The organism is Pseudomonas sichuanensis (assembly GCF_024749065.1).
GTDB lineage: Bacteria > Pseudomonadota > Gammaproteobacteria > Pseudomonadales > Pseudomonadaceae > Aquipseudomonas > Aquipseudomonas sichuanensis.
The window spans coordinates 4,721,246-4,746,447 of sequence record NZ_CP087185.1 but is presented as its reverse complement, the minus strand read 5'-3'; the positions used below and the strand labels follow the sequence as shown (position 1 = coordinate 4,746,447).

Sequence of the window (25,202 nt, the reverse complement as noted above, 5' to 3'; positions counted from 1 at the left end):
TTTGTTAAATCTACAACGAGTGGCCGGGCAGGCTGCTCCGCGAATGTGCCGGGTACCTTTACTGCAAGCCTAGGCCGCAATCGTTTGGAGGGAAAATGCCCATTGAAGCCGCCCTTACCGTTAGCCTGGAGTCCAGTACATGCATCCGCGCATCCTTGAGGTCACCGCACGGCTGATCGAACGCAGCCGTCCCACCCGTGAACGCTACCTTGAGCTTATCCGCGGCGCGGCCAGTGACGGACCGATGCGCGCCAGCCTGCAATGCGCCAACTTCGCCCATGGCGTGGCCGGCTGCGGTGCCGACGACAAGCAGACCTTGCGCCTGATGAACGCCGCCAACGTGGCCATTGTCTCGTCATATAACGATATGCTCTCGGCGCACCAGCCGTACCTGCACTTCCCCGAGCAGATCAAGCAGGCCCTGCGCGAGGTTGGCTCGGTCGGCCAGTTCGCCGGTGGCGTGCCGGCCATGTGCGACGGCGTGACCCAGGGCGAGCCGGGCATGGAGCTGGCCATCGCCAGCCGCGAAGTGATCGCCATGTCCACCGCCATTGCCCTGTCCCACAACATGTTCGATGCCGCCCTGATGCTGGGCATCTGCGACAAGATCGTCCCCGGGCTGATGATGGGGGCGCTGCGCTTTGGCCACCTGCCGACCGTTTTCGTCCCCGGCGGGCCGATGGTTTCGGGCATCTCCAACAAGCAGAAGGCCGACGTGCGCCAGCGCTACGCCGAGGGCAAGGCCACCCGTGAAGAGCTGCTCGAATCGGAAATGAACAGCTACCACGGCCCAGGCACCTGTACCTTCTACGGCACCGCCAACACCAACCAGCTGGTGATGGAAGTGATGGGCATGCACCTGCCCGGCGCCTCGTTCGTCAACCCCTACACGCCGCTGCGCGATGCCCTCACCGCCGAGGCTGCGCGCCAGGTCACGCGCATGACCAAGGCCAGCGGCAGCTTCATGCCGATCGGCGAGATCGTCGACGAGAAGGCGCTGGTCAACTCGATCGTCGCCCTGCACGCCACCGGCGGCTCGACCAACCACACCCTGCACATCCCGGCCATCGCCCAGGCCGCCGGCATCCAGCTGACCTGGCAGGACATGGCCGACCTGTCCGAGGTGGTGCCGACCCTGTCCCACGTGTACCCAAATGGCAAAGCCGACATCAACCACTTCCAGGCCGCCGGCGGCATGGCCTTCCTCATCCGCGAGCTGCTCGATGCCGGGCTGCTGCACGAGGACGTCAACACCGTGGCCGGCCCGGGGCTGCGTCGCTACACCCAGGAACCCTTCCTCGACAATGGCCAGCTGGTCTGGCGCGAAGGCCCGCAACAGAGCCTCGACGAGAGCATCCTGCGCCCGGTGGCGCGGCCGTTCTCCGCCGAGGGCGGCCTGCGGGTAATGGAAGGCAACCTGGGGCGTGGCGTGATGAAGGTCTCCGCCGTGGCCCCTGAACACCAGGTGGTAGAAGCCCCGGCGCGGGTGTTCCACGACCAGCAGTCGCTGGCCGATGCGTTCAAGGCCGGTGAGCTGGAGTGCGACTTCGTGGCCGTGGTGCGCTTCCAGGGCCCGCGCTGCAACGGCATGCCCGAGCTGCACAAGCTGACGCCGTTCCTCGGCGTGCTGCAGGACCGTGGCTTCAAGGTGGCGCTGGTCACCGACGGGCGCATGTCCGGCGCTTCGGGCAAGATCCCGGCGGCCATCCATGTGTGCCCGGAGGCCTTCGACGGCGGCCCGCTGGCGCGGGTGCGCGATGGTGATATCGTGCGGGTCGATGGTGTCGAAGGCACGTTGCGGATCCTGCTGTCGGCCGAGGAACTGGCCAGCCGCGAGCTGCCCGAGCCGCCCAAGGGCAACGACCTGGGCTGTGGTCGCGAGCTGTTCGGCTTCATGCGTGTGGCGTTCAGCTCGGCAGAGAAGGGCGCCAGTGCCTTCACCTCTGGCCTGGAGACTCTCAAGTGAAAGAACTGCTGGTTGGCGACATTGGTGGTACCAACGCACGTTTTGCCCTGTGGCGCGACAACCAGCTGCACGCGGTCCAGGTGCTCGCGACCGCTGACTACACCAGTCCCGAACAGGCGATCGAGGCGTACCTGGGCGAACAGGGCATCGCCCGTGGCGGGCTGGCGGCGGTGTGCCTGTCCGTTGCCGGGCCGGTGGATGGCGATGAGTTTCGCTTTACCAACAATCACTGGCGCCTGAGCCGCCGGGCGTTCTGCCAGACCCTGCAGGTCGAGCGGCTGCAATTGATCAACGATTTCTCCGCCATGGCCCTGGGCATGACCCGTTTGCGCGAAGGCGAATATCGAGAAGTCTGCCCGGGCCAGGCCGATCCCTCCCGCCCAGTGCTGGTGATTGGCCCTGGCACCGGCCTTGGTGTTGGTAGCCTCGTGCGTCACGGCGAGCAATGGCTGGCGCTGCCGGGTGAGGGTGGGCATGTCGACCTGCCGGTGGGCAATGCCCGCGAAGCGGCGATTCACCAGGAGATTCAGCGCCAGATCGGCCATGTCAGTGCCGAGACGGTGCTCAGCGGTGGCGGGTTGGTGCGTTTGTACCAGGCGCTCTGCGCGCTCGATGGCGACATGCCCAGGCACAAGACCCCGGCGCAGATCACTGATGCGGCACTGGCCGGTGAGCCACGGGCGCTGGCGGTGGTCGAGCAGTTCTGTCGGTTCCTCGGGCGGGTGGCGGGCAACAATGTGCTCACCTTGGGCGCGCGCGGCGGGGTTTATATCGTCGGCGGGGTGATTCCGCGTTTTGCCGAGCTGTTCCTGCGCAGTGGCTTTGCCGCGAGTTTCGCCGACAAGGGCTGCATGAGCGGGTATTTCGCTGGGGTGCCGGTGTGGCTGGTGACAGCGGAGTTTTCCGGGTTGCTGGGGGCGGGGGTGGCCTTGCAGCAAGATCTGGGTAGCTGAAGCACAAGGCGATTGCTGTGGGAGCGGGTTTACCCGCGAATGCGGCGGCTGCCTTACCGACGCTTTCGCGGGTGAACCCGCTCCCACAGGATCCGTACAGCAGGCAGAAGATCTGCGCATACAAGAGGACGGACCATGATGACCACTGCCGGCAAATCGATCCTGATGGTCGACGACGACCAGGATATTCGCGAACTGCTGCAAACCTACCTGAGTCGCGCCGGTTTCCAGGTGCAGGCCGAGCCCGACGGTCAGTCCTTCCGCCGGGCACTGGACGCCAGCCCCTGCGACCTGGTGATCCTCGACGTGATGCTGCCCGACGAAGACGGCTTCAGCCTGTGCCGCTGGGTACGCCAGCACCCCCGGCTGTCGCGGGTGCCGATCATCATGCTCACCGCCAGCTCCGACGAGGCCGACCGGGTCATCGGCCTGGAGCTGGGCGCCGACGACTACCTGGGCAAACCCTTCAGCCCGCGTGAGCTGCAGGCGCGGATCAAGGCCCTGCTGCGCCGCGCCGACTTCGGTCAGGCCGCACCGGCCAGCGCTGTGCTGGCATTTGACGACTGGCGCCTGGACACGGTGAGCCACCGGCTGTTCCACCGCGATGGCGAGGAGGTGATCCTCTCCGGCGCCGACTTCGCCTTGCTCAAGCTGTTCCTCGACCACCCCCAGCAGATCCTCGACCGCGACACCATCGGCAATGCCACCCGTGGGCGCGAGCCGATGCCCCTGGACCGTATCGTCGACATGGGCGTCAGCCGCTTGCGCCAGCGCCTGCGTGACACCGAAAAACCACCCCGGCTGATCCGCACCGTGCGTGGCAGCGGCTACTTGCTGGCGGCCCATGTCAGCCCGGCCTAGCGAGCGGCGCTGGCGCCTGCTGCCACGCTCCCTGCTGGGGCGCATGTTGCTGCTCACCTTGCTGGTGGTGGTACTGGCCCAGGGGCTTTCCAGCGTGATCTGGGTCGCCCAGCTGCGCGCCAGCCAGCTGCAGGGCCTGCGGGCCAGCGCCAGCAGCCTGGCCCACTCGATGAGCGCCAGCGTCAGCTACTTCCGTTCGTTGCCGGTGGCCTACCGGCCAATGGTGCTCGACCAGTTGCGCAGCATGGGCGGCACGCGCTTCTTCGTGTCGCTCAACGTCAAGCCGCTGGACATGCCGGTGCTGCCCGTCACCCCGCGCAAGCAGGCGGTGATCGAAGTGTTCCAGCAGGTGCTGCACGAACGCCTCGGGCAGCAGATGGACATCTCGGTGGAGTTCGTCAGCCCCGACGATCTGCGCATCTTCAACAGTGGCCTGAAGCTCGATGAGCTGCCGCGCTCGTGGGCGCATTACTCGCTGACCCTCGAACCGCTCAACCCGCCGGTGCTGGTCACCCAGATCCGCCTGGGCGAGGGCGAGTGGCTGTATATCGCCTCGCTGTTGCCCGAGCCCTACACCAGCCTTGAAGCCGAACGCCTGCCGCGCCAGCAGATCGGTTTCATCGCCCTGACCACCGCCCTGTTGCTGCTGTTCATCGGCTTGCTGGTGCACTGGCAGAGCCGGCCGCTCAAGCGCCTGGCGCGGGCGGCCCGGGAGCTGTCGCTGGGCGCCGAGGTGGCACCGGTGGCCGAAGGCGGCGGCAGTGAAGTGGTGGAAGTGGGGCGGGCCTTCAACAACATGCGCGAGCGCATCAGCCGCTACCTGACCGAGCGCTCGCAACTGTTCAGTGCCATCTCCCATGATCTGCGCACACCGATCACCCGCCTGCGGCTGCGGGTCGAGCTGCTGGAGGACGAGGCCTTGCAGGCCAAGTTCAGCCGTGACCTCGATGAGCTGGAGCTGCTGGTCAAGGGGGCGCTGCAATGCGTGAAGGACACCGACATTCACGAGAACATCGAGCCGATCGATCTCAACCAGGTGCTGGAGCTGCTGGCCGAGCCTTATCTGCGCGACGGCCGCATCACCCTCGAAGGCCGGGCGCTGGCGCCGTACCCGGGCAAGTCGCTGGCCCTGCGCCGCTGCATCGGCAACCTGATCGACAACGCCATCAAGTACGGCGAACGGGCGCAACTGCGCATCATCGATAGCGCCGAGAGCTTTGTGTTGCAGGTCGACGATCAGGGGCCGGGGGTGCCGGAGCAGCGCTTGGAGCAGGTGTTCGAGCCGCACTTCCGTTTGGCTGGGCAGCAGCAGGGATATGGGTTGGGGCTGGGGATTGCGCGCAATATCGCCCATAGCCATGGCGGTGAGGTGAGCCTGTTGAATCTGCGTGAGGGTGGGTTGCGGGTGACGCTGTACTTGCCGCGTACGCCTGATTGATGCCAATCGCGGGGCAAGCCCGCTCCCACGGTGTTGACCTCGTGGGAGCGGGCTTGCCCCGCGATGACTTCGCCACTGTCACGGTATGGTGACAAACCGGCGGGCCTTCGTGACATGCCACCCAGGACGGCTGGCTAGAATCGGCTGACAACAACAAGGAAGACGCCAATGACCCGTAGCTGGCTCGATTCCCCCGTACACCACGCCTGGCTCACCACCGAGGCCTTGCGCCTGCTCGATTTCGCCAAGGCCGCACGCCTGCCCCAGGGCTTCGGCAACCTGGATGACGATGGCCGCCTGCCGCGCGGCGCCCTCGCCGAAACCCTGAATACCGCCCGCATGACCCACAGCTTTGCCCTGGCCCATCTGCAGGGCGTGCCGGGTTGTCTGCACCTGGTCGAGCATGGCGTCGCCGCCCTGCAAGGTCCGCTGCGTGATGCCGAGTACGGTGGCTGGTTCACCCATCCTGAAGGCCAGGCCGGCAGCGACAAGGCCGCGTACCTGCACGCTTTCGTTGCCCTGGCCGCCAGTTCGGCGGTGGTGGCGGGTGTCGCCGCTGCTCGCGCGTTGCTGGAACAAGCGATCAAGGTCATCGAAACCCGCTTCTGGTGCGAAGCGCAGGGCGCCCTGCGTGAGTCCTTCAGCCGCGACTGGCAACAGGCCGAAGCCTACCGCGGCGCCAACAGCAACATGCATGGTGTCGAGGCCTTCCTGGCGCTGGCGGATGTCACCGGCGATGCCTTGTGGCTGGACCGCGCCCTGCGCATCGTCGAGCGGCTGATCCTCGACCAGGCCGCCAGCGACGGGTTCCGCGTCACCGAGCATTTCGACCCAGGCTGGCAAGCGCTGCCGGACTACAACCGTGACAACCCCACCGATGGTTTTCGCCCATATGGCACCACCCCCGGGCATGCCTTCGAATGGGCGCGCCTGCTGTTGCACCTGGAAGCTGCCCGGCGGCGTGCCGACCTGCCGGTGCCCAAGGCGCTGCTGAACGCCGCCAAAGGCCTGTTCGGCAGCGCTTGCCGCAACGCCTGGTTCGCCGACGGCGCCCCGGGCCTGGTCTACACCCTGGACTGGTGCGACCGCCCGCTGGTGCGCGAGCGCTTGCACTGGGTGCATGCCGAGGCCGCCGCCACCGCCGCCGCCTTGCTGCGGCGCACAGGCGAGCCGCACTACGAGCAGTGGTACCGCTGCTTCTGGGACTTCATTGCCACGCATTTCATCGACCGCGTACACGGCAGCTGGCACCACGAACTGGACCCGAGCAACCAGCCCAGCGCGCGCATCTGGGGCGGCAAGCCCGATCTCTACCACGCACTGCAGGCCCTGTTGCTGCCGCGCCTGCCGCTGGCGCCGAGCCTGGCCACTGCGCTGGCTTTGTAACCAAACGCTGACATTCGCGCATCCGTTCGTTACCTGGCGCCGGGCGCGAGGTCCTTACACTCACTGCAAAGCAAGCGACAGTCTTGCCACGCATAACAACAAGAAAGGTATTCCCCATGCATTCGACGCTTCGTCTCGCCGCCGCGATCTCGTTCGCTTCCCTGTACGCCCTCAGTGCCCATGCCGCCGATACCAAAGGCAGCGTGGAGGTGGTCCATTGGTGGACTTCCGGCGGTGAAAAAGCCGCCGTGGATGTGCTCAAGGCTCAGGTCGAAAAAGACGGTTTCATCTGGAAGGACGGCGCGGTTGCCGGCGGCGGCGGTGCCACCGCCATGACCGTGCTCAAGAGCCGCGCAGTGGCCGGCAACCCGCCCGGTGTGGCGCAGATCAAGGGGCCGGATATCCAGGACTGGGCGTCCACCGGATTGCTCGATGCCGATGTGTTGAAGGACGTTGCCAAGCAAGAGAAGTGGGACAGTCTGCTCGACAAGAAAGTCGCCGACACCGTGAAGTACGACGGTGACTACGTGGCCGTGCCGGTGAACATCCACCGCATCAACTGGCTGTGGATCAACCCCGAGGTGTTCAAGAAGGCCGGGATCGACAAGGCCCCAACCACCCTCGATGAATTCTACACAGCAGGCGACAAGCTCAAGGCCGCCGGTTTCATCCCGCTTGCCCACGGTGGCCAGCCATGGCAGGACAGCACCGTGTTCGAGAGCGTGGTGCTCTCGGTGATGGGCGTGGAGGGTTACAAGAAGGCCCTGGTCGACCTCGATGAAAAAGCCCTGACCGGCCCCGAGATGGTCAAGGCGCTGACCGAACTGAAGAAGGTCGCCACCTACATGGACCCCGACGGCAAGGGCCAGGACTGGAACCTGGAAGCCGCCAAGGTCATCAACGGCAAGGCCGGTATGCAGATCATGGGTGACTGGGCCAAGAGCGAGTGGACCCTGGCCAGGAAAACCGCCGGCAAGGACTACCAGTGCGTAGCGTTCCCCGGCACCGACAAGGCCTTCCTCTACAACATCGATTCGCTGGTGGTGTTCAAGCAGAAGGATGCCGGCACCGCGGCGGGCCAGCAGGACATTGCCCGCAAGGTGCTGGGCGAGGACTTCCAGAAGGTGTTCAGCACCAACAAGGGCTCGATCCCGGTGCGCAACGACATGCTCGCCGACATGGGCAAGTACGGCTTCGACGCCTGCGCCCAGACCTCCGCCAAGGACTTCCTGGCCGACGCCAAGAGTGGCGGCCTGCAGCCGAGCATGGCGCACAACATGGCCACCACGCTGGCCGTGCAAGGGGCGTTCTTCGATGTGGTGACCAACTACATCAACGACCCCAAGGCTGAGCCTGCCGATGCGGCGAAGAAACTCTACGCCGCAGTCAAAGCCGCCCAATAGCCAACGCCGAGGCTGGCGAGATCCCTGTGGGAGCGGGTTTACCCGCGAACACCGGCATAGCCGGTGCCAGGCACCGCAGTGTCTGCTTCGCGGGTAAACCCGCTCCCACAGGTGATGTATTGCCCCTTCTTCAGGTGTGAAACCATGACTACAGCAACCGCCCGCCTGCGGGCCTCACCCCTGGACGCGCTCCAGCGCTGGCTGCCAAAACTGGTACTGGCGCCGAGCATGTTCATCATCCTGGTGGGGTTCTACGGCTACATCCTGTGGACCTTCGTCCTCTCGTTCACCACCTCGACCTTCCTGCCCACCTACAAATGGGCCGGGCTTGCGCAATACGCACGGCTGTTCGACAACGACCGCTGGTGGGTGGCGAGCAAGAACCTGCTGCTGTTCGGCGGCCTGTTCATCGCCATCACCCTGGCCATCGGCGTGTTCCTTGCCGTGCTGCTGGACCAGCGCATTCGCCGTGAGGGCTTTATCCGCACGATCTACCTCTACCCCATGGCGCTGTCGATGATCGTCACCGGCACCGCCTGGAAGTGGCTGCTCAACCCCGGGATGGGCCTGGACAAGCTGCTGCGCGACTGGGGCTGGGAGGGCTTTCGCCTGGACTGGCTGATCGACCCGGACCGGGTGGTCTACTGCCTGGTGATCGCCGCGGTGTGGCAGGCCTCGGGCTTCATCATGGCGATGTTCCTCGCCGGCCTGCGCGGGGTCGACCAGTCGATCATCCGCGCCGCGCAACTGGATGGCGCCAGCCTGCCGCGCATCTACTGGACGGTGGTGCTGCCCAGCCTGCGCCCGGTGTTCTTCAGTTCACTGATGATCCTGGCGCACATCGCCATCAAGAGCTTCGACCTGGTCGCGGCCATGACCGCCGGCGGCCCCGGCTATTCCTCCGACCTGCCGGCGATGTTCATGTACGCCTTCACCTTCAGCCGCGGGCAGATGGGCATGGGCTCGGCCAGTGCGATCCTGATGCTCGGCGCCATCCTGGCGATCATCGTCCCCTACCTGTACTCGGAGCTGCGGGGTAAACGCCATGAATAGCCGCCTCGACAAACCCGCATTGAGCCTCAGCCGCATCGCCATCCATGCCGTGCTGCTGCTTGCCGTGCTGCTGTACCTGGTGCCGCTGGTGGTGATGCTGTTGACCAGCTTCAAGACCCCCGAAGACATCAGCACCGGCAACCTGCTGAGCTGGCCGACGGTGTTCACCGGCATCGGCTGGGCCAAGGCCTGGGCCACGGTCAACGGCTACTTCGTCAACTCGGTGCTGATCACCGTGCCGGCGGTGCTGATCTCCACCACCATCGGCGCGCTCAACGGCTACGTGCTGTCGATGTGGCGCTTCCGTGGCTCGCAGCTGTTCTTCGGCTTGCTGCTGTTCGGCTGCTTCCTGCCGTTCCAGACCGTGCTGCTGCCGGCTTCGTTCACCCTCGGCAAGCTCGGCCTGGCCAGCACCACCAGCGGCCTGGTGCTGGTGCATGTGGTGTATGGGCTGGCCTTCACCACGCTGTTCTTTCGCAACTACTACGTGAGCATCCCCGATGCCCTGGTCAAGGCTGCGCGCCTGGATGGCGCCGGGTTCTTCACCATCTTCGGGAGGATCATTCTGCCGATGTCGACACCGATCATCATGGTCTGCCTGATCTGGCAGTTCACCCAGATCTGGAACGACTTCCTGTTCGGCGTGGTGTTCTCAAGCGGCGATTCGCAACCGATCACCGTGGCCCTCAACAACCTGGTCAACACCAGCACCGGGGCCAAGGAATACAACGTCGACATGGCCGCGGCGATGATCGCCGGGCTGCCGACGCTGCTGGTCTACGTGATTGCGGGCAAGTATTTCGTGCGCGGGCTGACCGCCGGCGCGGTAAAGGGGTAAGTCATGGCAACGCTTGAACTTCGCAACGTGAACAAGACCTACGGCGCCGGTTTGCCGGACACGCTCAAGGACATCCAGCTGGCGATCAAGGACGGCGAGTTCCTGATCCTGGTCGGCCCCTCGGGCTGCGGCAAGTCCACCTTGATGAACTGCATCGCCGGCCTTGAGAACATCAGTGGCGGGGCGATCCTGATCGACGATGAAGACGTCAGCGGCATGAGCCCGAAGGATCGCGACATCGCCATGGTGTTCCAGTCCTACGCGCTGTACCCGACCATGAACGTGCGCGACAACATCGCGTTCGGCCTGAAGATCCGCAAGCTGCCCCAGGCGGCCATCGACGAGGAGGTGGCGCGGGTCGCCAAGCTGCTGCAGATCGAGCACCTGCTCGGCCGCAAGCCAGGCCAGCTCTCCGGCGGCCAGCAGCAGCGCGTGGCCATGGGCCGGGCGCTGGCACGGCGGCCGAAGATCTACCTGTTCGACGAGCCGCTGTCGAACCTCGACGCGAAACTGCGGGTAGAGATGCGTACCGAGATCAAGCTGATGCATCAGCGCCTGAAGACCACCACGGTGTACGTCACCCACGATCAGATCGAGGCCATGACCCTGGGCGACAAGGTGGCGGTGATGAAGGACGGCCTGATCCAGCAGTTCGGCACGCCGCAGCAGATCTACAACGAACCGGCCAACCTGTTCGTCGCCAGCTTCATTGGTTCGCCGCCGATGAACTTCATCCCGGTGCGCCTGACCCGCCAGGACGGCCGGGTGCTGGCGCTGCTCGACAGTGGCCAGGCGCGCTGCGAACTGCCGCTGGGGGTGGAGGCCGATGTGCTGGACGGGCGCGAGGTCATCCTGGGTGTGCGCCCGGAGCAGATTTCGCTGGGGGACGCGCAAGGCAACGGCCTGCCGGGTATCCGCGCCGAAGTGCAGGTGACCGAGCCCACTGGGCCGGACCTGCTGGTGTTCGTCACCCTCAACCAGACCAAGGTTTGCTGCCGCCTGGCGCCGGATGTGGCGTGCCGGGTGGGCGACAGCCTGAACCTGCAGTTCGACCCGGCGCGGGTGCTGCTGTTCGACGCCGCCAGCGGCGAGCGGCTCGATCTGGCCGCTAGCGCCGTGAAGGACAACGTAACGCGCTTCAAGGGGCGTTGATGTGGGAGCGGGCTTGCCCCGCGATAGCGATGGATAGGCTGAAATCGCCATCGCGGGGCAAGACCGCTCCCACGGCCTGCAAGGGCTCGACCGTTAAACCGTTCTGTTAATAACAAGAAAAGAGGACGCAAAGGGATGGAACAGCGCAATCGCATCAGGACATTGGGCTCGCTGGCACTGCTGGCCATGGTTGGCAGCAGCGGGGCCCAGGCTGCCGAGGCTTTCTCGTCGGAATCGAAATGGATGACCGGCGACTGGGGTGGCACCCGCACCGAGCTGCTGGAAAAGGGTTATGACTTCACCCTCGACTACGTCGGCGAGGTGGCCGGCAACCTGCACGGTGGCTACAACGACGACAAGACTGCGCGCTACAGCGACCAGTTCGCCCTCGGCGCGCACCTGGACCTGGAAAAGATCTTCGGCTGGCACGATGCCGAGTTCAAACTGGCGATCACCGAGCGCAGCGGCCGCAACCTGTCCAACGACCGCATCAGCGACCCACGCGCCGGGCAGTTCAGCTCGGTGCAGGAGGTCTGGGGGCGCGGCCAGACCTGGCGGCTGACGCAGATGTGGGTCAAGCAGAAGTACTTCGACGGTGCGCTGGACGTGAAAGTCGGCCGCTTTGGCGAAGGCGAAGACTTCAACAGCTTCCCCTGCGACTTCCAGAACCTGGCGTTCTGCGGCTCGCAGGTGGGCAACTGGGTGGGGGGCATCTGGTACAACTGGCCGGTCAGCCAGTGGGCCCTGCGGGTGAAATACAACATCACCCCGGAATTCTTCGTCCAGGTCGGTGCCTACGAGCAGAACCCTTCGAACCTGGAGACCGGCAACGGCTTCAAGCTCAGCGGCAGCGGCACCAAGGGCGCGATCCTGCCGGTGGAAGCGGTGTGGTCGCCCAAGGTCAACGGCCTGCCGGGCGAGTATCGCCTGGGCTACTACTACAGCACCGCCAAGGCCGACGATGTATATGACGACATCAACGGCAACCCGCAGGCATTGACCGGGCAGGACTTCAAGTCGCACTCCAGCAAGCATGGCTGGTGGGTGGTGGCGCAGCAGCAGGTGACTGCCCACGCCAGTGATGCCAGCCGTGGCCTGAGCCTGTTCGCCAACTTCACCGTGCACGACAAGGCCACCAACGTGGTCGACAACTACCAGCAGGTCGGCCTGGTGTACAAAGGCGCCTTCGACGCCCGGCCCAAGGACGATATCGGCTTCGGCGTGGCCCGTATCCATGTCAACGACGACGTGAAGAAACGCGCCGAGCTGCTCAACGCTCAGTCCGGCATTAGCGATTACGACAATCCAGGCTTCGTGCCGCTGCAGCGTACCGAGTACAACGCCGAGCTCTACTACGGCTTCCACGTCACCAATTGGCTGACCGTGCGGCCGAACCTGCAGTACATCAAGAGCCCGGGTGCGGTGGACGAGGTGGACAACGCGCTGGTCGCAGGGTTGAAGATTCAGTCGTCATTCTGAGACGAATTGTTGTAAATTTACGCCATCCATTTTCGGCCCTCCGCTAACCACTGGTCTGCAGTGGTTAGCGGGTACGGGCTGAGACAGCGCTATCTCGAACAACAAAAGAGCTTGGAACCATGGCAGAACATCCGCTACATCGCTTCTTCACCTCGCAACGGCCGAGGCCGACCTTCGAGTGGGAGCGTTACCAGCAGCGCGATGTGCTGATCATCGACCACCCTCGCTGCCAGGCGGTGTTCAGCCGCCAGGGCGGGCAGTTGCTGCATTTTCAGCCCACCGGTGAAAAGCCCTGGCTGTGGTGCGCCGAACAGTGGCCGCAGGTTGGCGCCATTCGCGGTGGCGTGCCGGTGTGCTGGCCCTGGTATGGCCGCCACCCAAGCGAGGACCTGTGGCCGGCCCACGGCTGGGCACGGCTGCTGGACTGGAAGCTGGTGGACAGCCGTGAAGACGAGGAGGGCGTGACCTTGAAGTGGCGCCTGGACCTGTGCGACTGGCAGGTCGACCTGCATGCGCGCCTGGGCGCCAGCATGGAATTGAGCCTGAGTACCGAGCACCAGGACAGCGAGCCCTGTCAGTTGAGCCATGCGCTGCTGGCTTACTGGCGGATCAGTGACGTGTCGAAGATAGCGCTGTCTGGGCTTGAGGACATAGAAGGCTACGACCGCCTCAACCGCCAGGCGTGCCGCGAAGACGGCGCGTTGAAACTCAAGGGCGGTTGCCAGAAGGTCTACCCCGGCACGCCCAAGGTGCAGTTGCAGGACCCGGCCTGGCAGCGCGAGCTGTGCATCGACACCGGCGACAGCGACGACACCGTGGTCTGGCACCCGGGCAACCGCCCGCTGATGGGCGTGAGCGGGCGCGAGTGCCAGGGTTTCGTCTGCGTCGAGGCGGCCAGCGGCAGCGATGAAGGCCTGAGCCTGAGGCCGGGTGAGCGTGCGCACCTGCGGCTGCAGGCGCACCGCCTCAGCTGAGGTCGTCGTCCTCGATCGGGTAGCGGCTGGCGTTGAGGCTTTCCTTGATCTTGCGCAGGTGCGGCTGGAAGTCCACGCCGCGGCGCAGGGTCATGCCGGTGGCGAGCACGTCGAGCACGGTGAGCTGGATGATTCGCGAGGTCATCGGCATATAGATGTCGGTGTCCTCCGGCAACGGGATGTGCAGGCTCAGGCTGCAGGCCTGGGCCAGGGGCGAGCCGGCGGCGGTCAGGCCGAGCACCGAGGCGCCGTTTTCCCGCGCCACGCGCGCCACCTCGACCAGTTCGCGGGTGCGCCCGGTGTAGGAGATGATCACGAACAGGTCGCCGGTGTGGGCCACCGAGGCCAGCATGCGCTGCATCAGCACATCGGCATGGGCCGACACGGCAAGGTTGAAGCGGAAGAACTTGTGTTGCGCATCGAGGGCCACCGGGGCGGAAGCGCCAAGGCCGAAGAAGTGGATCTGCCGGGCCTGGATCATCATGTCCACGGCGCGGCTGACCTGCTGTGGATCGAGTTGCTGGCAGGCGCTGTCGAGCGAGGCGATGGCGCTGCCAAAGATTTTCTGGGTGTAGGCCGCAGGATCGTCGTCGGCTTCCACCGCACGGCTGACGTAGGCCGCGCCGCTGGCCAGGCTCTGCGCCAGTTGCAGTTTGAGCTCGGGGTAGCCGTTGACGCCGAACGAGCGGCAGAAGCGGTTGACGGTCGGTTCGCTGACCGAGGCCGCCTGGGCCAGCGCGGCGATGCTGAAGCGGGTGGCTTGTTGCGGGTTGAGCAGGATGACTTCGGCGACTTTGCGTTCGGCCTTGTTCAACTCGTCCAGGCGGCCCTGGATCTGTTCCAGGAGGTTACGCACGCGGTCCATGGGGTGTCCTTGGTCGGCTCTAGGTGACAGCCGGCTGGCGGGGCAGCAGGCTTTTTGCAGTGTTGTGTATCCTACTGGCGGTGAGATTGTCACACCACTGGGTTGTAATAGATGTAGATAATGTTGTGGTTTTTACTACATTAGGCCTTGAAAACCCGCTTTGAAAGCGGTATTCCTAGCTCAACTTTAATAAAAGAACCAACATCATGGCTGCGATCAGTGTCGAACCTTGCACATTTGCCCTGTTTGGCGCCTTGGGCGACCTGGCATTGCGCAAGCTGTTTCCCGCGCTCTACCAGCTCGACCGTGCCAACCTGCTGCACCCGGATACCCGGCTGCTGGCCCTGGCCCGTGAGCCGGGCACCGCGCAGGAGCACCTGGGCACCATCGAGGCGCACCTGCGCCGCCACGTCCCCGACGCGGACATCGACGCCGTTGCCCTGGGCCGCTTCCTTGAACGGCTGAACTACCTGCATGTGGACTTCGTCCAGCCCGAGGATTACCAGGCGCTGGTCGAGCAAACGCCAGGCGAGCTGCCACTGATCGCCTACTTCGCCACGGCCGCCGCAGTCTACGGGGCGATCTGCGAGAACCTCGACAAGGCCGGCCTGGCGCCGCGCACCCGGGTGGTGCTGGAAAAGCCCATTGGCCACGACCTGGAGTCGTCGCGCCGGGTTAACGACGCCGTGGCGCGGTTCTTCCCGGAAAACCGCGTCTATCGCATCGACCACTACCTGGGCAAAGAGACGGTGCAGAACCTGATCGCCCTGCGCTTTGCCAACAGCCTGTTCGAAACCCAGTGGAACCAGAATTCCATCTCCCACGTGGAGATCACTGTCGCTGAAAAGGTCGGTATCGAAGGCCGTTGGGGCTACTTCGACAAGGCCGGCCAACTGCGCGACATGATCCAGAACCACCTGTTGCAGCTGCTTTGCCTGATCGCCATGGACCCGCCCAGCGACCTCTCCGCCGACAGCATCCGCGACGAGAAGGTCAAGGTGCTCAAGGCCCTGGCGCCAATCACCGGAGAGGGCCTGAGCACTCGCGTGGTGCGTGGCCAGTACATCGCCGGCTACAGCGACGGCAAGCCGGTGCCGGGCTATCTGGAAGAAGACAACGCCAACGCCCAAAGCGACACCGAAACCTTCGTCGCCCTGCGCGCCGACATCCGCAACTGGCGCTGGTCGGGCGTGCCGTTCTACCTGCGCACCGGCAAGCGCATGCCCGGCAAGCTGTCGCAGATCGTCATCCACTTCAAAGAGACGCCGCACTACATCTTTGCCCCGGAACAGCGCTTGCAGATCGGCAACAAGCTGATCATCCGCCTGCAGCCGGACGAAGGTATCTCGCTGCGGGTGATGACCAAGGAGCAGGGCCTGGACAAGGGCATGCAACTGCGCAGCGGCCCGCTGCAACTGAATTTCTCCGACACCTGGCGCAGCGCGCGGATTCCTGATGCCTACGAGCGCTTGCTGCTGGAAGTGATGCGCGGCAACCAGAACCTGTTCGTGCGCAAGGACGAAATCGAATACGCCTGGAAATGGTGCGACCAGCTGATCGCCGGCTGGAAGACCAGCGGCGATGCCCCCAAGCCCTATGCGGCCGGTTCCTGGGGGCCCATGAGCTCGATTGCATTGATTACACGTGATGGGAGGGCCTGGTATGGCGATATCTGAACTGCAACTGCCGGCGAGCGTGAAGGCGCATGCGCTGGCCGATTCGAACAGCCTGGCGGCGACCCTGGCCCATGACGTGGCCGAACGCCTGCGCCAGGCCATCGCCAGCAAGGGCCAGGCCTGTGTGGTGCTGTCCGGCGGGCGCAGCCCGGTGCCGTTCCTCGAGCAGCTGGCTGCGCAAGAGCTGGACTGGTCGAAGGTGACCGTGAGCCTGGCCGACGAGCGTTGGGTGCCGGTGGAGCATGCCGACAGCAACGCGGGCTTGCTGGCCCGTCACTTGCTCAAGGGCGCGGCGGCCAAGGCACGCTTCATCGGCCTCTACCAGGCTGCCGCCAATCTGGAAGCCGCTGCCGAACAGGCCGACCAGGTACTGGCCGACTTGCCGCCGATCGATGTACTGGTGCTGGGCATGGGCGACGATGGCCACACCGCCTCGCTGTTCCCGGCCAGCCCCAACCTGCGCCAGGGCTTGGCCAAAGTGGGTGAGCGCCGCTGCCTGCCGATGCTGGCGCCCAGCGTGCCGCACCAGCGCCTGAGCATGACCCGCGCGCTGCTGGCCAGCGCCGGTTTCACTGCCCTGTCCGTGCAAGGGGCCGGCAAACTCGCTACCCTGCGCGCCGCGCTGGCGGGCAACGACCTTACCGAAATGCCGATTCGCGCTTTTCTTCACGACCCCCTGAGCATCTACTGGTGCCCATGAGCCAAGGATCCACAGTCATGACCACCCTCGAACGCCCACAGCCTTTGCTCTCGATGGCCGAGAAAGCCGAACGCATCGACGCGATCTGCGCCAAGGCGCGCATCCTGCCGGTGATCACCATCGCCCGCGAGCAAGACATCCTGCCGCTGGCCGACGCCCTGGCCGCCGGTGGCATCCGCACCCTGGAAGTGACCCTGCGCTCGGCGCTGGGCCTGAAGGCCATCCAGGTGCTGCGTGAGCAGCGCCCGGAGCTGTGCGTCGGTGCCGGTACCGTGCTCGACCGCAGCATGTTCGCCGCCGTGCAGGCCGCAGGCGCGCAGTTCGTCGTCACCCCGGGCATCACCCAGGACATTCTCGAGGCCGGCGTGGACAGCGACATCCCGCTGCTGCCCGGCATCAGCACGCCGTCCGAGATCATGATGGGCTACGCCCTGGGTTACCGGCGCTTCAAGCTGTTCCCGGCCGAGATCAGCGGCGGCGTGGCGGCGATCAAGGCCTTCGCCGGCCCGTTCGGCGATATCCGCTTCTGCCCCACCGGCGGGGTGAACCCGGCCAACGTACGCAACTACATGGCACTGCCCAATGTGATGTGCGTGGGTGGCACCTGGATGCTCGACAGCAGCTGGATCAAGAACGGCGACTGGGCCCGTATCGAGGCGTGCAGCGCCGAGGCGATGGCGCTGCTGGACTGACCGATTTCGTTGTGTGCTACACGGCTTGTGGGGCGCTTGGTCGGCGCCCCTTTTTTTTGCCTGTGGGTTTTGTATTGCCTGCCTTGGCCCTATCGCCGGCTCCCACCCCGACCGCATTGGCCTCAAGCCCAGTATCGTACCTGTGGGAGCCGGCTTGCCGGCGATAGGGCCGTGTCAGGCAACGAAAGGATCGAGGCCGTCATGCCAGGCGGAAGCGGCTGACCAGTTGCTGTTGATGCTCGGCCAGGCGGGCCAGTTCCTGGCTGGTCACCGCAGTCTGCTGGGCGCCGGCACTGACCTGTATCACCAGGTCATTGATTGCGTTGACGTTGCGGTTGATGTCTTCGGACACCGCGCTCTGCTCTTCGGCAGCAGAGGCGATCTGGATGTTGCGGTCGCTGATGCGGGCGACGCCCTCGGTGATAGACGCCAGCAGCTCGCCTGCGCGGCCGATGCGGCTAGCGCCGGACTGCGCCTTGCCCAAGGTTTCCAGCATGGAACTGCTGGCCCGATCAGAGCCGGCCTGCAGGTTGCTGATCATCTGCTGGATATTGCCGGTCGATTCCTGGGTGCGCTGTGCCAGGGTGCGCACTTCCGAGGCCACCACGGCGAAGCCGCGACCGTGGTCGCCGGCGCGGGCGGCTTCGATGGCGGCATTCAGGGCCAACAGGTTGGTCTGCTCGGCGATACCCCGGATCACGTCCAGTACCGATGAAATCGCATCGCTTTCCTGCTTCAGCTCATTGATCAGGTTGGCGGTCTGTTCGGCCTGGGACGACAGCTCGCGGATCAGTTCGATGGTGCCTTCGACTTCGGCCTGGCCCTGGCTGGTGCTGGTGTGAATCTGCTGGGACAGATTGGCCGCGTCGTTGGTGCTGTGTGCCACTTCACGCACCGTGGCGCTCATCTCGTTGATCGCGGTGGCCACCAGCTCGGTGCTCTGGCGTTGCTGTTCGACACTGCGGCTGGTCTGCAGGGTCACCGCTGAGGACTCTTCAGCGGCGGTGGCGACCTGGGCGGTGGCGCTGCCGATCTCGCGGACGATTTCGCCGAGTTCGTCGGCCATGCGGTTGAGGTTGTCGGCGATCTGGCCGAACTCGTCCTTGCTGCGGTAACCGCTGCGCGCGGTAAGGTCGCGGCGAGCGAGGCCATCGAGGGCGCTGTTGATGTCCTGCACCGCCTTGCCGATGCTGTGGATGATCATCCACGACAGCAGGGCTACGAGGGCCAGCGCCAGGAGCGCGCCGCCGAGCGTCAGCCACAGGGCTTGGCTGGCGTTGCCATGGGCGTTGGCGGCAAGTTTGCCGACGCGCTCGGCCAGGGCCTGCTCGACCTCGCTCATCTGGTCGATGCGCTGGGTCGAAATGTCGAACCAGGCTTCCGGTTTGATCCCCAGCGCCTGGCCCAGCGGCACCTCGAAGGCCAGGCGTTGCAGCCTGCTCACTTCATTGGCGGCAGGCGATTGTTGGCGGGCCTGGAACTGGCTCAGCAGTTCAGCTGACGCCTTGCGCTGGAACCCGTCGGCATAGGCGGAAAACTCACCGAGGTTGCGGCTGAAGCGCGACAGCAGAGTAGCGTCCAAGTGATCTTGATTGAATGCCAGGCCAAGGATGACCCGCTCACGGCCGGCCCGCTCCTTCAGCTCGATGAACTGATTGAGTGCACTCAGCGCATGAACCACGGCAGTGTTGTTGACGCGTTTTTCCAGTGAGTGGGTATAGCCGATCAATTGCTGGATCATCTCGGTATAGCGGGTGCCGGATACAGTGCTGTCAATCGACAACTGGCTCACCTGCTGGCGCAGCTCGGTAATCGCCTGCAAGGTGCCGAGTAACTTGGCGATGTCGCTGTCATTGGCTGTCGGCAAGCGTCGGACCGCTTCGATGGCGGCGCTGCTTTCTTCGCGGATTTGCCCCAGGCGGTTGCCCATGGCCGTGCCGCGGCTGCCGATGAACACCCCGCTCGCACCGCGTTCACGCTGCAGGCTGGTGATCAACACGCTCAGCGATTGCGCCGTGCTGCTGGCGCTTACGGTGCTTTCCATGTCGCGCAAGGTTCGATAATTATCGAGCAGGTAAACACTGCTCAGTAGTAGGAAACCGAGTAAGGGAAATATCAGTATCAACAACAGCTTCAGGCGAAGCGGGGCATTGGTCAGCATGCGTCTGGCCTCTGGGAAGTGGGCAGTAGGTTAATAGGCGAATGCCGCTGCTGTTGTTGTTTGATGGCTCGCTGCCACTATTTTACTTTTATTGTGTTGCACTAATAAAGAGTAAGTAGCGACAGGTTTTGACTAATGAAAATGCACTTATTTAGTTCAAGTAATAAAGTATTGATCCATATCAGTGCATCAGCGACTTAATAAGCTTTGATCGGGGGTTGTAAAGCAGGCTGCCTGCATTGTGCTTCCCTGTAGGCAGCCGGCTGCGCCGCTTGATCCAAGGCATCCTGCAAATTTTTCGCCATGGCGAAATGACGGCGTTGTCTGACGCACCTTGCTGGATATTCCGGGCATAAAAAAACCCGCATCCGAGGATGCGGGTTTGCAGGCGAGCAGGGCGGGTTTACGCCGCCTTGGCTTCCTGCTGGCTCAGGGAGCGGTTCAGCGCGCTGAACAGTGCCTTGAAGCTTGCGGTGGTGATGTTCTCGTCGATGCCCACGCCGTGCACCGGGCGACCGCCGGCAACGCGCAGCTCGATGTAGGCCGCGGCTTTGGCGTTGGTGCCGGCGCCGATGGCGTGCTCGTTGTAGTCCATGATTTCCACGGCCACCGGCAGGCCGGCCACCAAGGCTTCCAGGGCGCCATTGCCTTTACCGTGCCAGTGCAGGGTGGTCTCGCCTTCACCGGAAACTTCCACCTGCACGTGGCTGCTGCCGTTCTCTTCCTGCAGGCGGTGGCTGACCAGCGCGTACGGCGCATTGGCTTGCAGGTATTCCTTTTGCAGCAGGGTGTAAATCTGCTTGGCGGTCATTTCCAGGCCCAGGCGGTCGGTCTCGCCTTGGACCACCTGGCTGAACTCGATCTGCATGCGGCGCGGCAGGCTGATGCCGTACTCCTGCTCGAGCAGGTAGGTGATGCCGCCCTTGCCCGACTGGCTGTTGACGCGGATCACCGCCTCGTAGCTGCGGCCGATGTCGGCCGGGTCGATCGGCAGGTATGGCACTTCCCACAATTCGCCTTCCTGCTGCTTGGCGAAGCCTTTGCGGATGGCATCCTGGTGCGAGCCGGAGAAGGCGGTGTGGACCAGGTCGCCGACGTACGGGTGACGTGGGTGCACCGGCAACTGGTTGCACTCTTCGACGACCTTGCGCACGCCGTCGATGTCGGAGAAGTCCAGCTGTGGGTCGATGCCCTGGGTGTAGAGGTTCAACGCCAGGGTCACCAGGTCGACGTTGCCGGTGCGCTCGCCGTTGCCGAACAGGCAGCCTTCGGCACGGTCGGCGCCGGCCATCAGGCCCAACTCGGTGGCGGCGATGCCGGTGCCACGGTCGTTGTGGCAGTGCAGGCTGATGATCACGCTGTCGCGGCGGCTGACATTGCGGCAGAACCATTCGATCTGGTCGGCGTAGATGTTCGGCGTGGCGACTTCGACGGTGGCCGGCAGGTTGAGGATGACCTTGTGCTCAGGGGTCGGGTTCCACACCTCGATCACCGCGTCGCACACCTCTTTGGCGAATTCCAGCTCGGTGGCGCTGAAGGTCTCTGGCGAGTACTGGAAGGTCCAGTGGGTTTCCGGCTGCTGGGCGGCGTATTTGACGAACAGCTTGGCGGCGTTGACCGCGATGTCCTTGACGCCCTGCTTGTCCTGGTTGAAGACGATGCGGCGGAACGACGGGCAGGTGGCGTTGTACAGGTGGACGATGGCCTTCTTGGCGCCGCGCAGGGATTCGAAGGTGCGGGCGATCAGGTCTTCACGGGCTTGAGTGAGCACCTGGATGGTGGTGTCGTCCGGGATGTGGCCGTCTTCGATCAGGGTGCGCACGAAGTCGAAGTCGGTTTGCGATGCCGACGGGAACGAGGCTTCGATTTCCTTCACGCCGACCTGCACCAGGGTCTTCCAGAAACGCAGCTTCTTCTCCGAATCCATCGGCTCGATCAGCGACTGGTTGCCATCACGCAGGTCGGAGCTGCACCAGATCGGCGCCTGGGTGATGGTTTTCGACGGCCAGGTGCGGTCGGGCAGGTCGATGGTCGGGAAGGCGCGGTATTTCTTCGAAGGGTCTTTGAGCATGGTCATGGAAGCAATCCTTTTATGTGCGGCCGAAATCGGGCCTGCCAAACGATAACGAGATGAAAAGGCGAGGCGACGCGATTCAACCTGGTAGTCGTGCACTGACCAGGCAGAGGCTGCGATGTTGTCGGAGAAGGATGAGGGTGCTGAAGGTTTTCATGTGCTCAACCCTAACCAGTGGGGTGGGGGATGGCAAGGCTTCAGAAAAAATTGAGAGGAATGCTTAAAAAAACAGGATTTGCGAGATTTTATGGCTGGTTGTTGTTTGTTTTGTTTGTGTCGTTGCGCAGTATTTTTGGATGGCGCAAGACATGGGCTCTGCGGGTGGCAGTGCTGGCCTCTTCGCGGGTAAACCCGCTCCCACAGGTGTCACTGTGCCTGTGGGAGCGGGTTTACCCGCGAATGGGGGGATGCCGATTTCAGGGTTGGAACGCACCAATGAAAATCGCCGGATCGACCCGCGCATCATTGAGGCTGACGTTCCAGTGCATGTGCGGCCCGGTGGCGCGCCCGGTCGAGCCCACTCGCCCGACCACTTCGCCACGGCGCAGCACCTGGCCTGGCTTAACGTCGATCTTCGACATGTGGCAGAACATGCTGATGAAACCTTGGCCATGGTCGACGAACACCGTGCGGCCATTGAAGAAGTAATCGCCCACCAGGATCACCTTGCCATTAGCCGGGGTCTTGATCGGCGTGCCGGCGGGCACGGCGAAGTCCAGCCCGGCGTGGGGGTTGCGCTCTTCGCCATTGAAGAAACGGCGCACGCCGAACTTGCTCGACAGCGGGCCATTGACCGGCTTGTCGAGGATCAGATTGCTCGGCAGCATGGGGCTGAAGCTGCGGTAGGCCTTTACTTGCTCGGCCAGTTCGCGCTCGATGCGCTTGAGGTCGTCGGGCTCGGGGTTGACCTGGCGCTTGTTCTTCAGGGTGATGTGCTGTTCGGGGTACTTCTTGCTGCCGACGGTGAAGGGCAGGGTGCGGCCGCCCTGGGTGAGCACGGCGTTGCCGGGCTTTTGCGTCAGCGGGATGCCGACGATGGCCAGCCAGGTGTCCTGCTCCTTGATCACCAGCACCGGCTTGCCATCGAAGCGCGCGCTCGGGGCGCTGGCCGAAGGGCCAAGGTCGACCACCGCGACGCCGCCGGGCACCGGCTTGTCGAGGGTGCGGGTGATGTAGCTGGCCTGGGCAGCGGTGACCGGCAGCAGCAGGAACAGGGCAAGCAGGGGAGCGAGCAGGCGAGGCATGTGTCAGTCCAGTAGCGAAAGGGTGACCGGAGTCTGGTGGTTGTCCTCGACCCGCACCTTGAGCTCGCCTTCGTTGAGGCGGGCGGTCAGGCGCTGGCCGTTGTGGGTCTGGGCGGCGCTGCGAATGGCCTGGCCGCGTTCGTCGAGCAGGATGCTGTAGCCACGGGCCAGGGTCGCCAGCGGGCTGACCACCTGCAGGGTCTGCAGTTGCGCCTGGAAGCGCTGGCGACGGTCCTTGAGCACTTCGCGCATGGCCCGTGGCAGGCGTTCGCCAAGGCTGTCCAGGCGTTGCTTGAGCAGCTTCAGCGAACGGCCTGGGTGTTGCGCGGCCAGGCGGGTGTCGAGACGGCCCAGGCGCTCGTGGCGGCGTTGCAGGCTGAGCATGAAGGCGCGGCGCATGCGCATGTCCAGGTCATCCAGGCGCTGTGCCTGCTGGCGCAGGCGCTCGCCCGGGTGGCGCAGGCGCCGGGCCAGGCCATCGACGCGCAGGCGGTCGTGGGCCAGGCGGTTTTGGATGCGCAGCAACAGGCGCCGCTGCAGGCTGTCGAGGCGCTGCTGCAGGCCGCTGCTGTCGGGCGCCAGCAGTTCGGCGGCGGCCGACGGGGTGGGGGCGCGCACGTCGGCGACGAAGTCGCTGATCGACACGTCGGTTTCATGGCCCACGGCACTGACGATAGGCGTCACGCACGCCGCCACGGCGCGAGCCACGGCTTCTTCGTTGAAGCACCAGAGGTCTTCCAGCGAGCCACCGCCACGGGCCAGGATCAGCGCATCGAAACCCTGGCGGTCGGCCAGCTGCAGGGCGCGGACGATCTGCCCGATGGCCTCACGGCCCTGCACTGCGGTGGGGATCAGGTTCAGCTCGACCTGCGGCGCACGGCGGCCGAACACGCTGATGATGTCGCGGATCACAGCGCCGGTGGGCGAGGTGATGATGCCGATGCGTTGCGGATGCACCGGCAAGGCTTTTTTGCGCTCGGTGCTGAACAGGCCTTCGGCGCCGAGTTTTTCCTTAAGGGCCTCGAAGGCCAGGCGCAGGGCGCCGTCACCGGCTGGTTCGACGGTGTCGAGGATCAGTTGGTAGTCGCCACGGCCTTCGAACAGCGAGACTTTGCCGCGCACCTTGACCGCCAGGCCGTCGCGCAGCGCTTGGCGCACGCGCAGGGCGTTCTGGCGGAACAGCGCGCAGCGGATCTGCGCGCCGCTGTCCTTGAGGGTGAAATACAGGTGGCCGGATGCCGGGCGGGCGAGGTTGGAAATCTCGCCTTCCACCCAGACGCTGCGGAACACGTCCTCGAGCAGCACGCGGGCGCGGCCGTTGAGTTGGCTGACGGTGAGGACCTCGCGGTCCAGGCCGAGTCGTTCGAAAGGGTCTCTGATCATGCCGGGCATCATAAAGGAGCCGTCGCGCGGATGCACTGTGCCGGCTGCTGGCACGCCCAACCTTGGGAGCATTTCCGGCTGCCGGCCCCGACACCCGGCGATGCAGTCTGGGCGCCTGACTCCATGAGGAGATCCGCCATGTACCCCATAGACGCCCACACCTACCGCTCCAAGGCTTCCAACCGACGGGTGCGATTCCTCGTGCTGCATTACACAGCCGTCAATTTCAACGGCTCGATCAATGCGCTGGTCAACGGCACTCAGGTCAGCGCCCATTACCTGGTGCCCGACCCGTCCGATCCGAGCTTCGCGAGAGCAGGTTTTGACGCCATGCGCACCTTCAGCCTCGTCGACGAGAACGAGCGTGCCTGGCACGCAGGTGTCAGCGGCTGGGCAGGACGCAGCAACCTGAACGATACGTCGATCGGCATCGAGATCGTCAACCAGGCGTCGGTGAGCAACGGCCAGCTCATGTTCCCGCCCTATCACCCCCAGCAGGTGGAAGCCTTGATCCAACTTTGCCAGGCGATCCTGCAGCGTTATCCGGACATCACGCCGACCCAGGTGGTCGGCCATAGCGACATTGCCATTGGCCGCAAGAGCGACCCTGGCGCCGCTTTCCCCTGGCAGGCCCTGCACCAGGCCGGTATCGGTGCCTGGTACGACGAGGCACGCAAGGCGCACTACCAGCAGCGGTTTGCGGGTTGCCTGCCGCAGCTCGAGGTCGTCCTCGACAAGCTGCGTACGTACGGGTACAGCTTCCCGACCAGCCCCGGTCCGGCCCAGGTGCGAGCCTTGCTCAGGGCGTTCCAGCTGCATTTCCGGCCGGGCAACTTTGACGGTGTGCTGGATGCCGAGACCGCGGCGATCGCCTTTGCGCTGGCGGAGCGCTACATGCCCTGAT

20 protein-coding genes and 1 pseudogene are annotated in these 25,202 nt (G+C 64.6%); 15 read left to right on the top strand and 6 right to left on the bottom strand.

Annotation, left to right across the window (positions count from 1 at the left end; all coding sequences use genetic code 11):
- Window positions 1–139 precede the first annotated feature (139 nt).
- The 11 genes from edd (at window position 140) to LOY51_RS21385 (ending at window position 13,503) form a co-directional block, all read left to right on the top strand.
- Complete coding sequence (edd, locus tag LOY51_RS21435; protein ID WP_125860028.1) at window positions 140–1,966, top strand: phosphogluconate dehydratase; 1,827 nt, start codon at window positions 140–142, stop codon at window positions 1,964–1,966.
- Window positions 1,963–2,919: a glucokinase gene (locus LOY51_RS21430; RefSeq protein WP_258642967.1), complete on the top strand. Its 957-nt coding sequence runs from the start codon at window positions 1,963–1,965 to the stop codon at window positions 2,917–2,919. The genes edd and LOY51_RS21430 overlap by 4 nt, the downstream gene beginning before the upstream one ends.
- Window positions 2,920–3,057: 138 nt before the next feature.
- Window positions 3,058–3,780 (top strand): response regulator, encoded by a 723-nt coding sequence (locus LOY51_RS21425; protein WP_125466242.1) that lies wholly within the window; start codon window positions 3,058–3,060, stop codon window positions 3,778–3,780.
- Window positions 3,764–5,218 (top strand): ATP-binding protein, encoded by a 1,455-nt coding sequence (locus LOY51_RS21420; RefSeq protein WP_125860024.1) that lies wholly within the window; start codon window positions 3,764–3,766, stop codon window positions 5,216–5,218. The genes LOY51_RS21425 and LOY51_RS21420 overlap by 17 nt, the downstream gene beginning before the upstream one ends.
- 168 nt (window positions 5,219–5,386) lie before the next feature.
- Window positions 5,387–6,604, top strand: a complete 1,218-nt coding sequence (locus tag LOY51_RS21415; protein ID WP_258642964.1) for a D-mannose isomerase — start codon at window positions 5,387–5,389, stop codon at window positions 6,602–6,604.
- 116 nt (window positions 6,605–6,720) lie between these two features.
- Window positions 6,721–8,007, top strand: a complete 1,287-nt coding sequence (locus tag LOY51_RS21410; RefSeq protein WP_125860020.1) for an ABC transporter substrate-binding protein — start codon at window positions 6,721–6,723, stop codon at window positions 8,005–8,007.
- A gap of 144 nt (window positions 8,008–8,151) precedes the next feature.
- Window positions 8,152–9,060 carry a carbohydrate ABC transporter permease gene (locus tag LOY51_RS21405; protein ID WP_110993259.1) on the top strand — a complete coding sequence of 303 codons (909 nt, stop codon included), beginning with the start codon at window positions 8,152–8,154 and terminating at the stop codon, window positions 9,058–9,060.
- Window positions 9,053–9,898, top strand: coding sequence for a carbohydrate ABC transporter permease (locus LOY51_RS21400; RefSeq protein WP_258642961.1), 846 nt, complete (start codon window positions 9,053–9,055; stop codon window positions 9,896–9,898). Before LOY51_RS21405 ends, LOY51_RS21400 begins: the two co-directional genes overlap by 8 nt.
- A gap of 3 nt (window positions 9,899–9,901) precedes the next feature.
- Window positions 9,902–11,050: an ABC transporter ATP-binding protein gene (locus tag LOY51_RS21395; RefSeq protein WP_258642959.1), complete on the top strand. Its 1,149-nt coding sequence runs from the start codon at window positions 9,902–9,904 to the stop codon at window positions 11,048–11,050.
- A 186-nt stretch (window positions 11,051–11,236) separates the two neighbouring features.
- Window positions 11,237–12,529, top strand: a complete 1,293-nt coding sequence (locus LOY51_RS21390) for a carbohydrate porin (RefSeq protein WP_223811943.1) — start codon at window positions 11,237–11,239, stop codon at window positions 12,527–12,529.
- A gap of 119 nt (window positions 12,530–12,648) precedes the next feature.
- Window positions 12,649–13,503 (top strand): D-hexose-6-phosphate mutarotase, encoded by an 855-nt coding sequence (locus LOY51_RS21385; protein WP_125860010.1) that lies wholly within the window; start codon window positions 12,649–12,651, stop codon window positions 13,501–13,503.
- Here the strand turns inward: LOY51_RS21385 and hexR are convergent.
- Window positions 13,496–14,359 carry a DNA-binding transcriptional regulator HexR gene (gene hexR / locus LOY51_RS21380; RefSeq protein WP_178125804.1) on the bottom strand — a complete coding sequence of 288 codons (864 nt, stop codon included), beginning with the start codon at window positions 14,357–14,359 and terminating at the stop codon, window positions 13,496–13,498. The genes LOY51_RS21385 and hexR overlap by 8 nt on opposite strands.
- Before the next feature lie 215 nt (window positions 14,360–14,574).
- On the opposite strand from hexR, the gene zwf reads away from it, so the two are divergent.
- Genes zwf through LOY51_RS21365 form a run of 3 tightly spaced genes read left to right on the top strand, consistent with a single transcriptional unit; the run spans window position 14,575 to window position 17,436 of the window.
- A complete protein-coding gene (gene zwf / locus LOY51_RS21375; protein WP_258642957.1) occupies window positions 14,575–16,044 on the top strand; it encodes a glucose-6-phosphate dehydrogenase in 1,470 nt (489 codons plus the stop codon).
- Window positions 16,031–16,744: a 6-phosphogluconolactonase gene (pgl, locus tag LOY51_RS21370; protein WP_258642955.1), complete on the top strand. Its 714-nt coding sequence runs from the start codon at window positions 16,031–16,033 to the stop codon at window positions 16,742–16,744. Before zwf ends, pgl begins: the two co-directional genes overlap by 14 nt.
- A gap of 17 nt (window positions 16,745–16,761) precedes the next feature.
- Window positions 16,762–17,436: a bifunctional 4-hydroxy-2-oxoglutarate aldolase/2-dehydro-3-deoxy-phosphogluconate aldolase gene (locus tag LOY51_RS21365; protein WP_125465287.1), complete on the top strand. Its 675-nt coding sequence runs from the start codon at window positions 16,762–16,764 to the stop codon at window positions 17,434–17,436.
- 199 nt (window positions 17,437–17,635) lie between these two features.
- On the opposite strand, the gene LOY51_RS27240 is transcribed toward LOY51_RS21365, so the two are convergent.
- From LOY51_RS27240 to xseA, 5 genes and pseudogenes are all read right to left on the bottom strand, one after another.
- Window positions 17,636–18,502, bottom strand: coding sequence for a methyl-accepting chemotaxis protein (locus tag LOY51_RS27240; RefSeq protein ID WP_374046961.1), 867 nt, complete (start codon window positions 18,500–18,502; stop codon window positions 17,636–17,638).
- A pseudogene (locus LOY51_RS27235) lies at window positions 18,500–19,480 on the bottom strand (nitrate- and nitrite sensing domain-containing protein); the annotation flags it as partial. The gene LOY51_RS27240 and the pseudogene LOY51_RS27235, both read right to left, overlap by 3 nt.
- A 520-nt stretch (window positions 19,481–20,000) precedes the next feature.
- Window positions 20,001–21,674 carry a 2-isopropylmalate synthase gene (leuA, locus tag LOY51_RS21355; RefSeq protein WP_258642951.1) on the bottom strand — a complete coding sequence of 558 codons (1,674 nt, stop codon included), beginning with the start codon at window positions 21,672–21,674 and terminating at the stop codon, window positions 20,001–20,003.
- A 413-nt stretch (window positions 21,675–22,087) separates the two neighbouring features.
- Entirely contained in the window at window positions 22,088–22,915 is an 828-nt protein-coding gene (locus LOY51_RS21350; RefSeq protein WP_125859998.1) for a M23 family metallopeptidase, read from the bottom strand.
- A gap of 3 nt (window positions 22,916–22,918) precedes the next feature.
- Window positions 22,919–24,298, bottom strand: a complete 1,380-nt coding sequence (gene xseA, locus LOY51_RS21345) for an exodeoxyribonuclease VII large subunit (RefSeq protein ID WP_125859996.1) — start codon at window positions 24,296–24,298, stop codon at window positions 22,919–22,921.
- 138 nt (window positions 24,299–24,436) lie between these two features.
- Here xseA and LOY51_RS21340 point away from each other — a divergent pair, with 138 nt between their 5' ends.
- Window positions 24,437–25,201 (top strand): N-acetylmuramoyl-L-alanine amidase, encoded by a 765-nt coding sequence (locus LOY51_RS21340; protein WP_125859994.1) that lies wholly within the window; start codon window positions 24,437–24,439, stop codon window positions 25,199–25,201.
- The last annotated feature ends 1 nt before the right edge of the window (window position 25,202 follow it).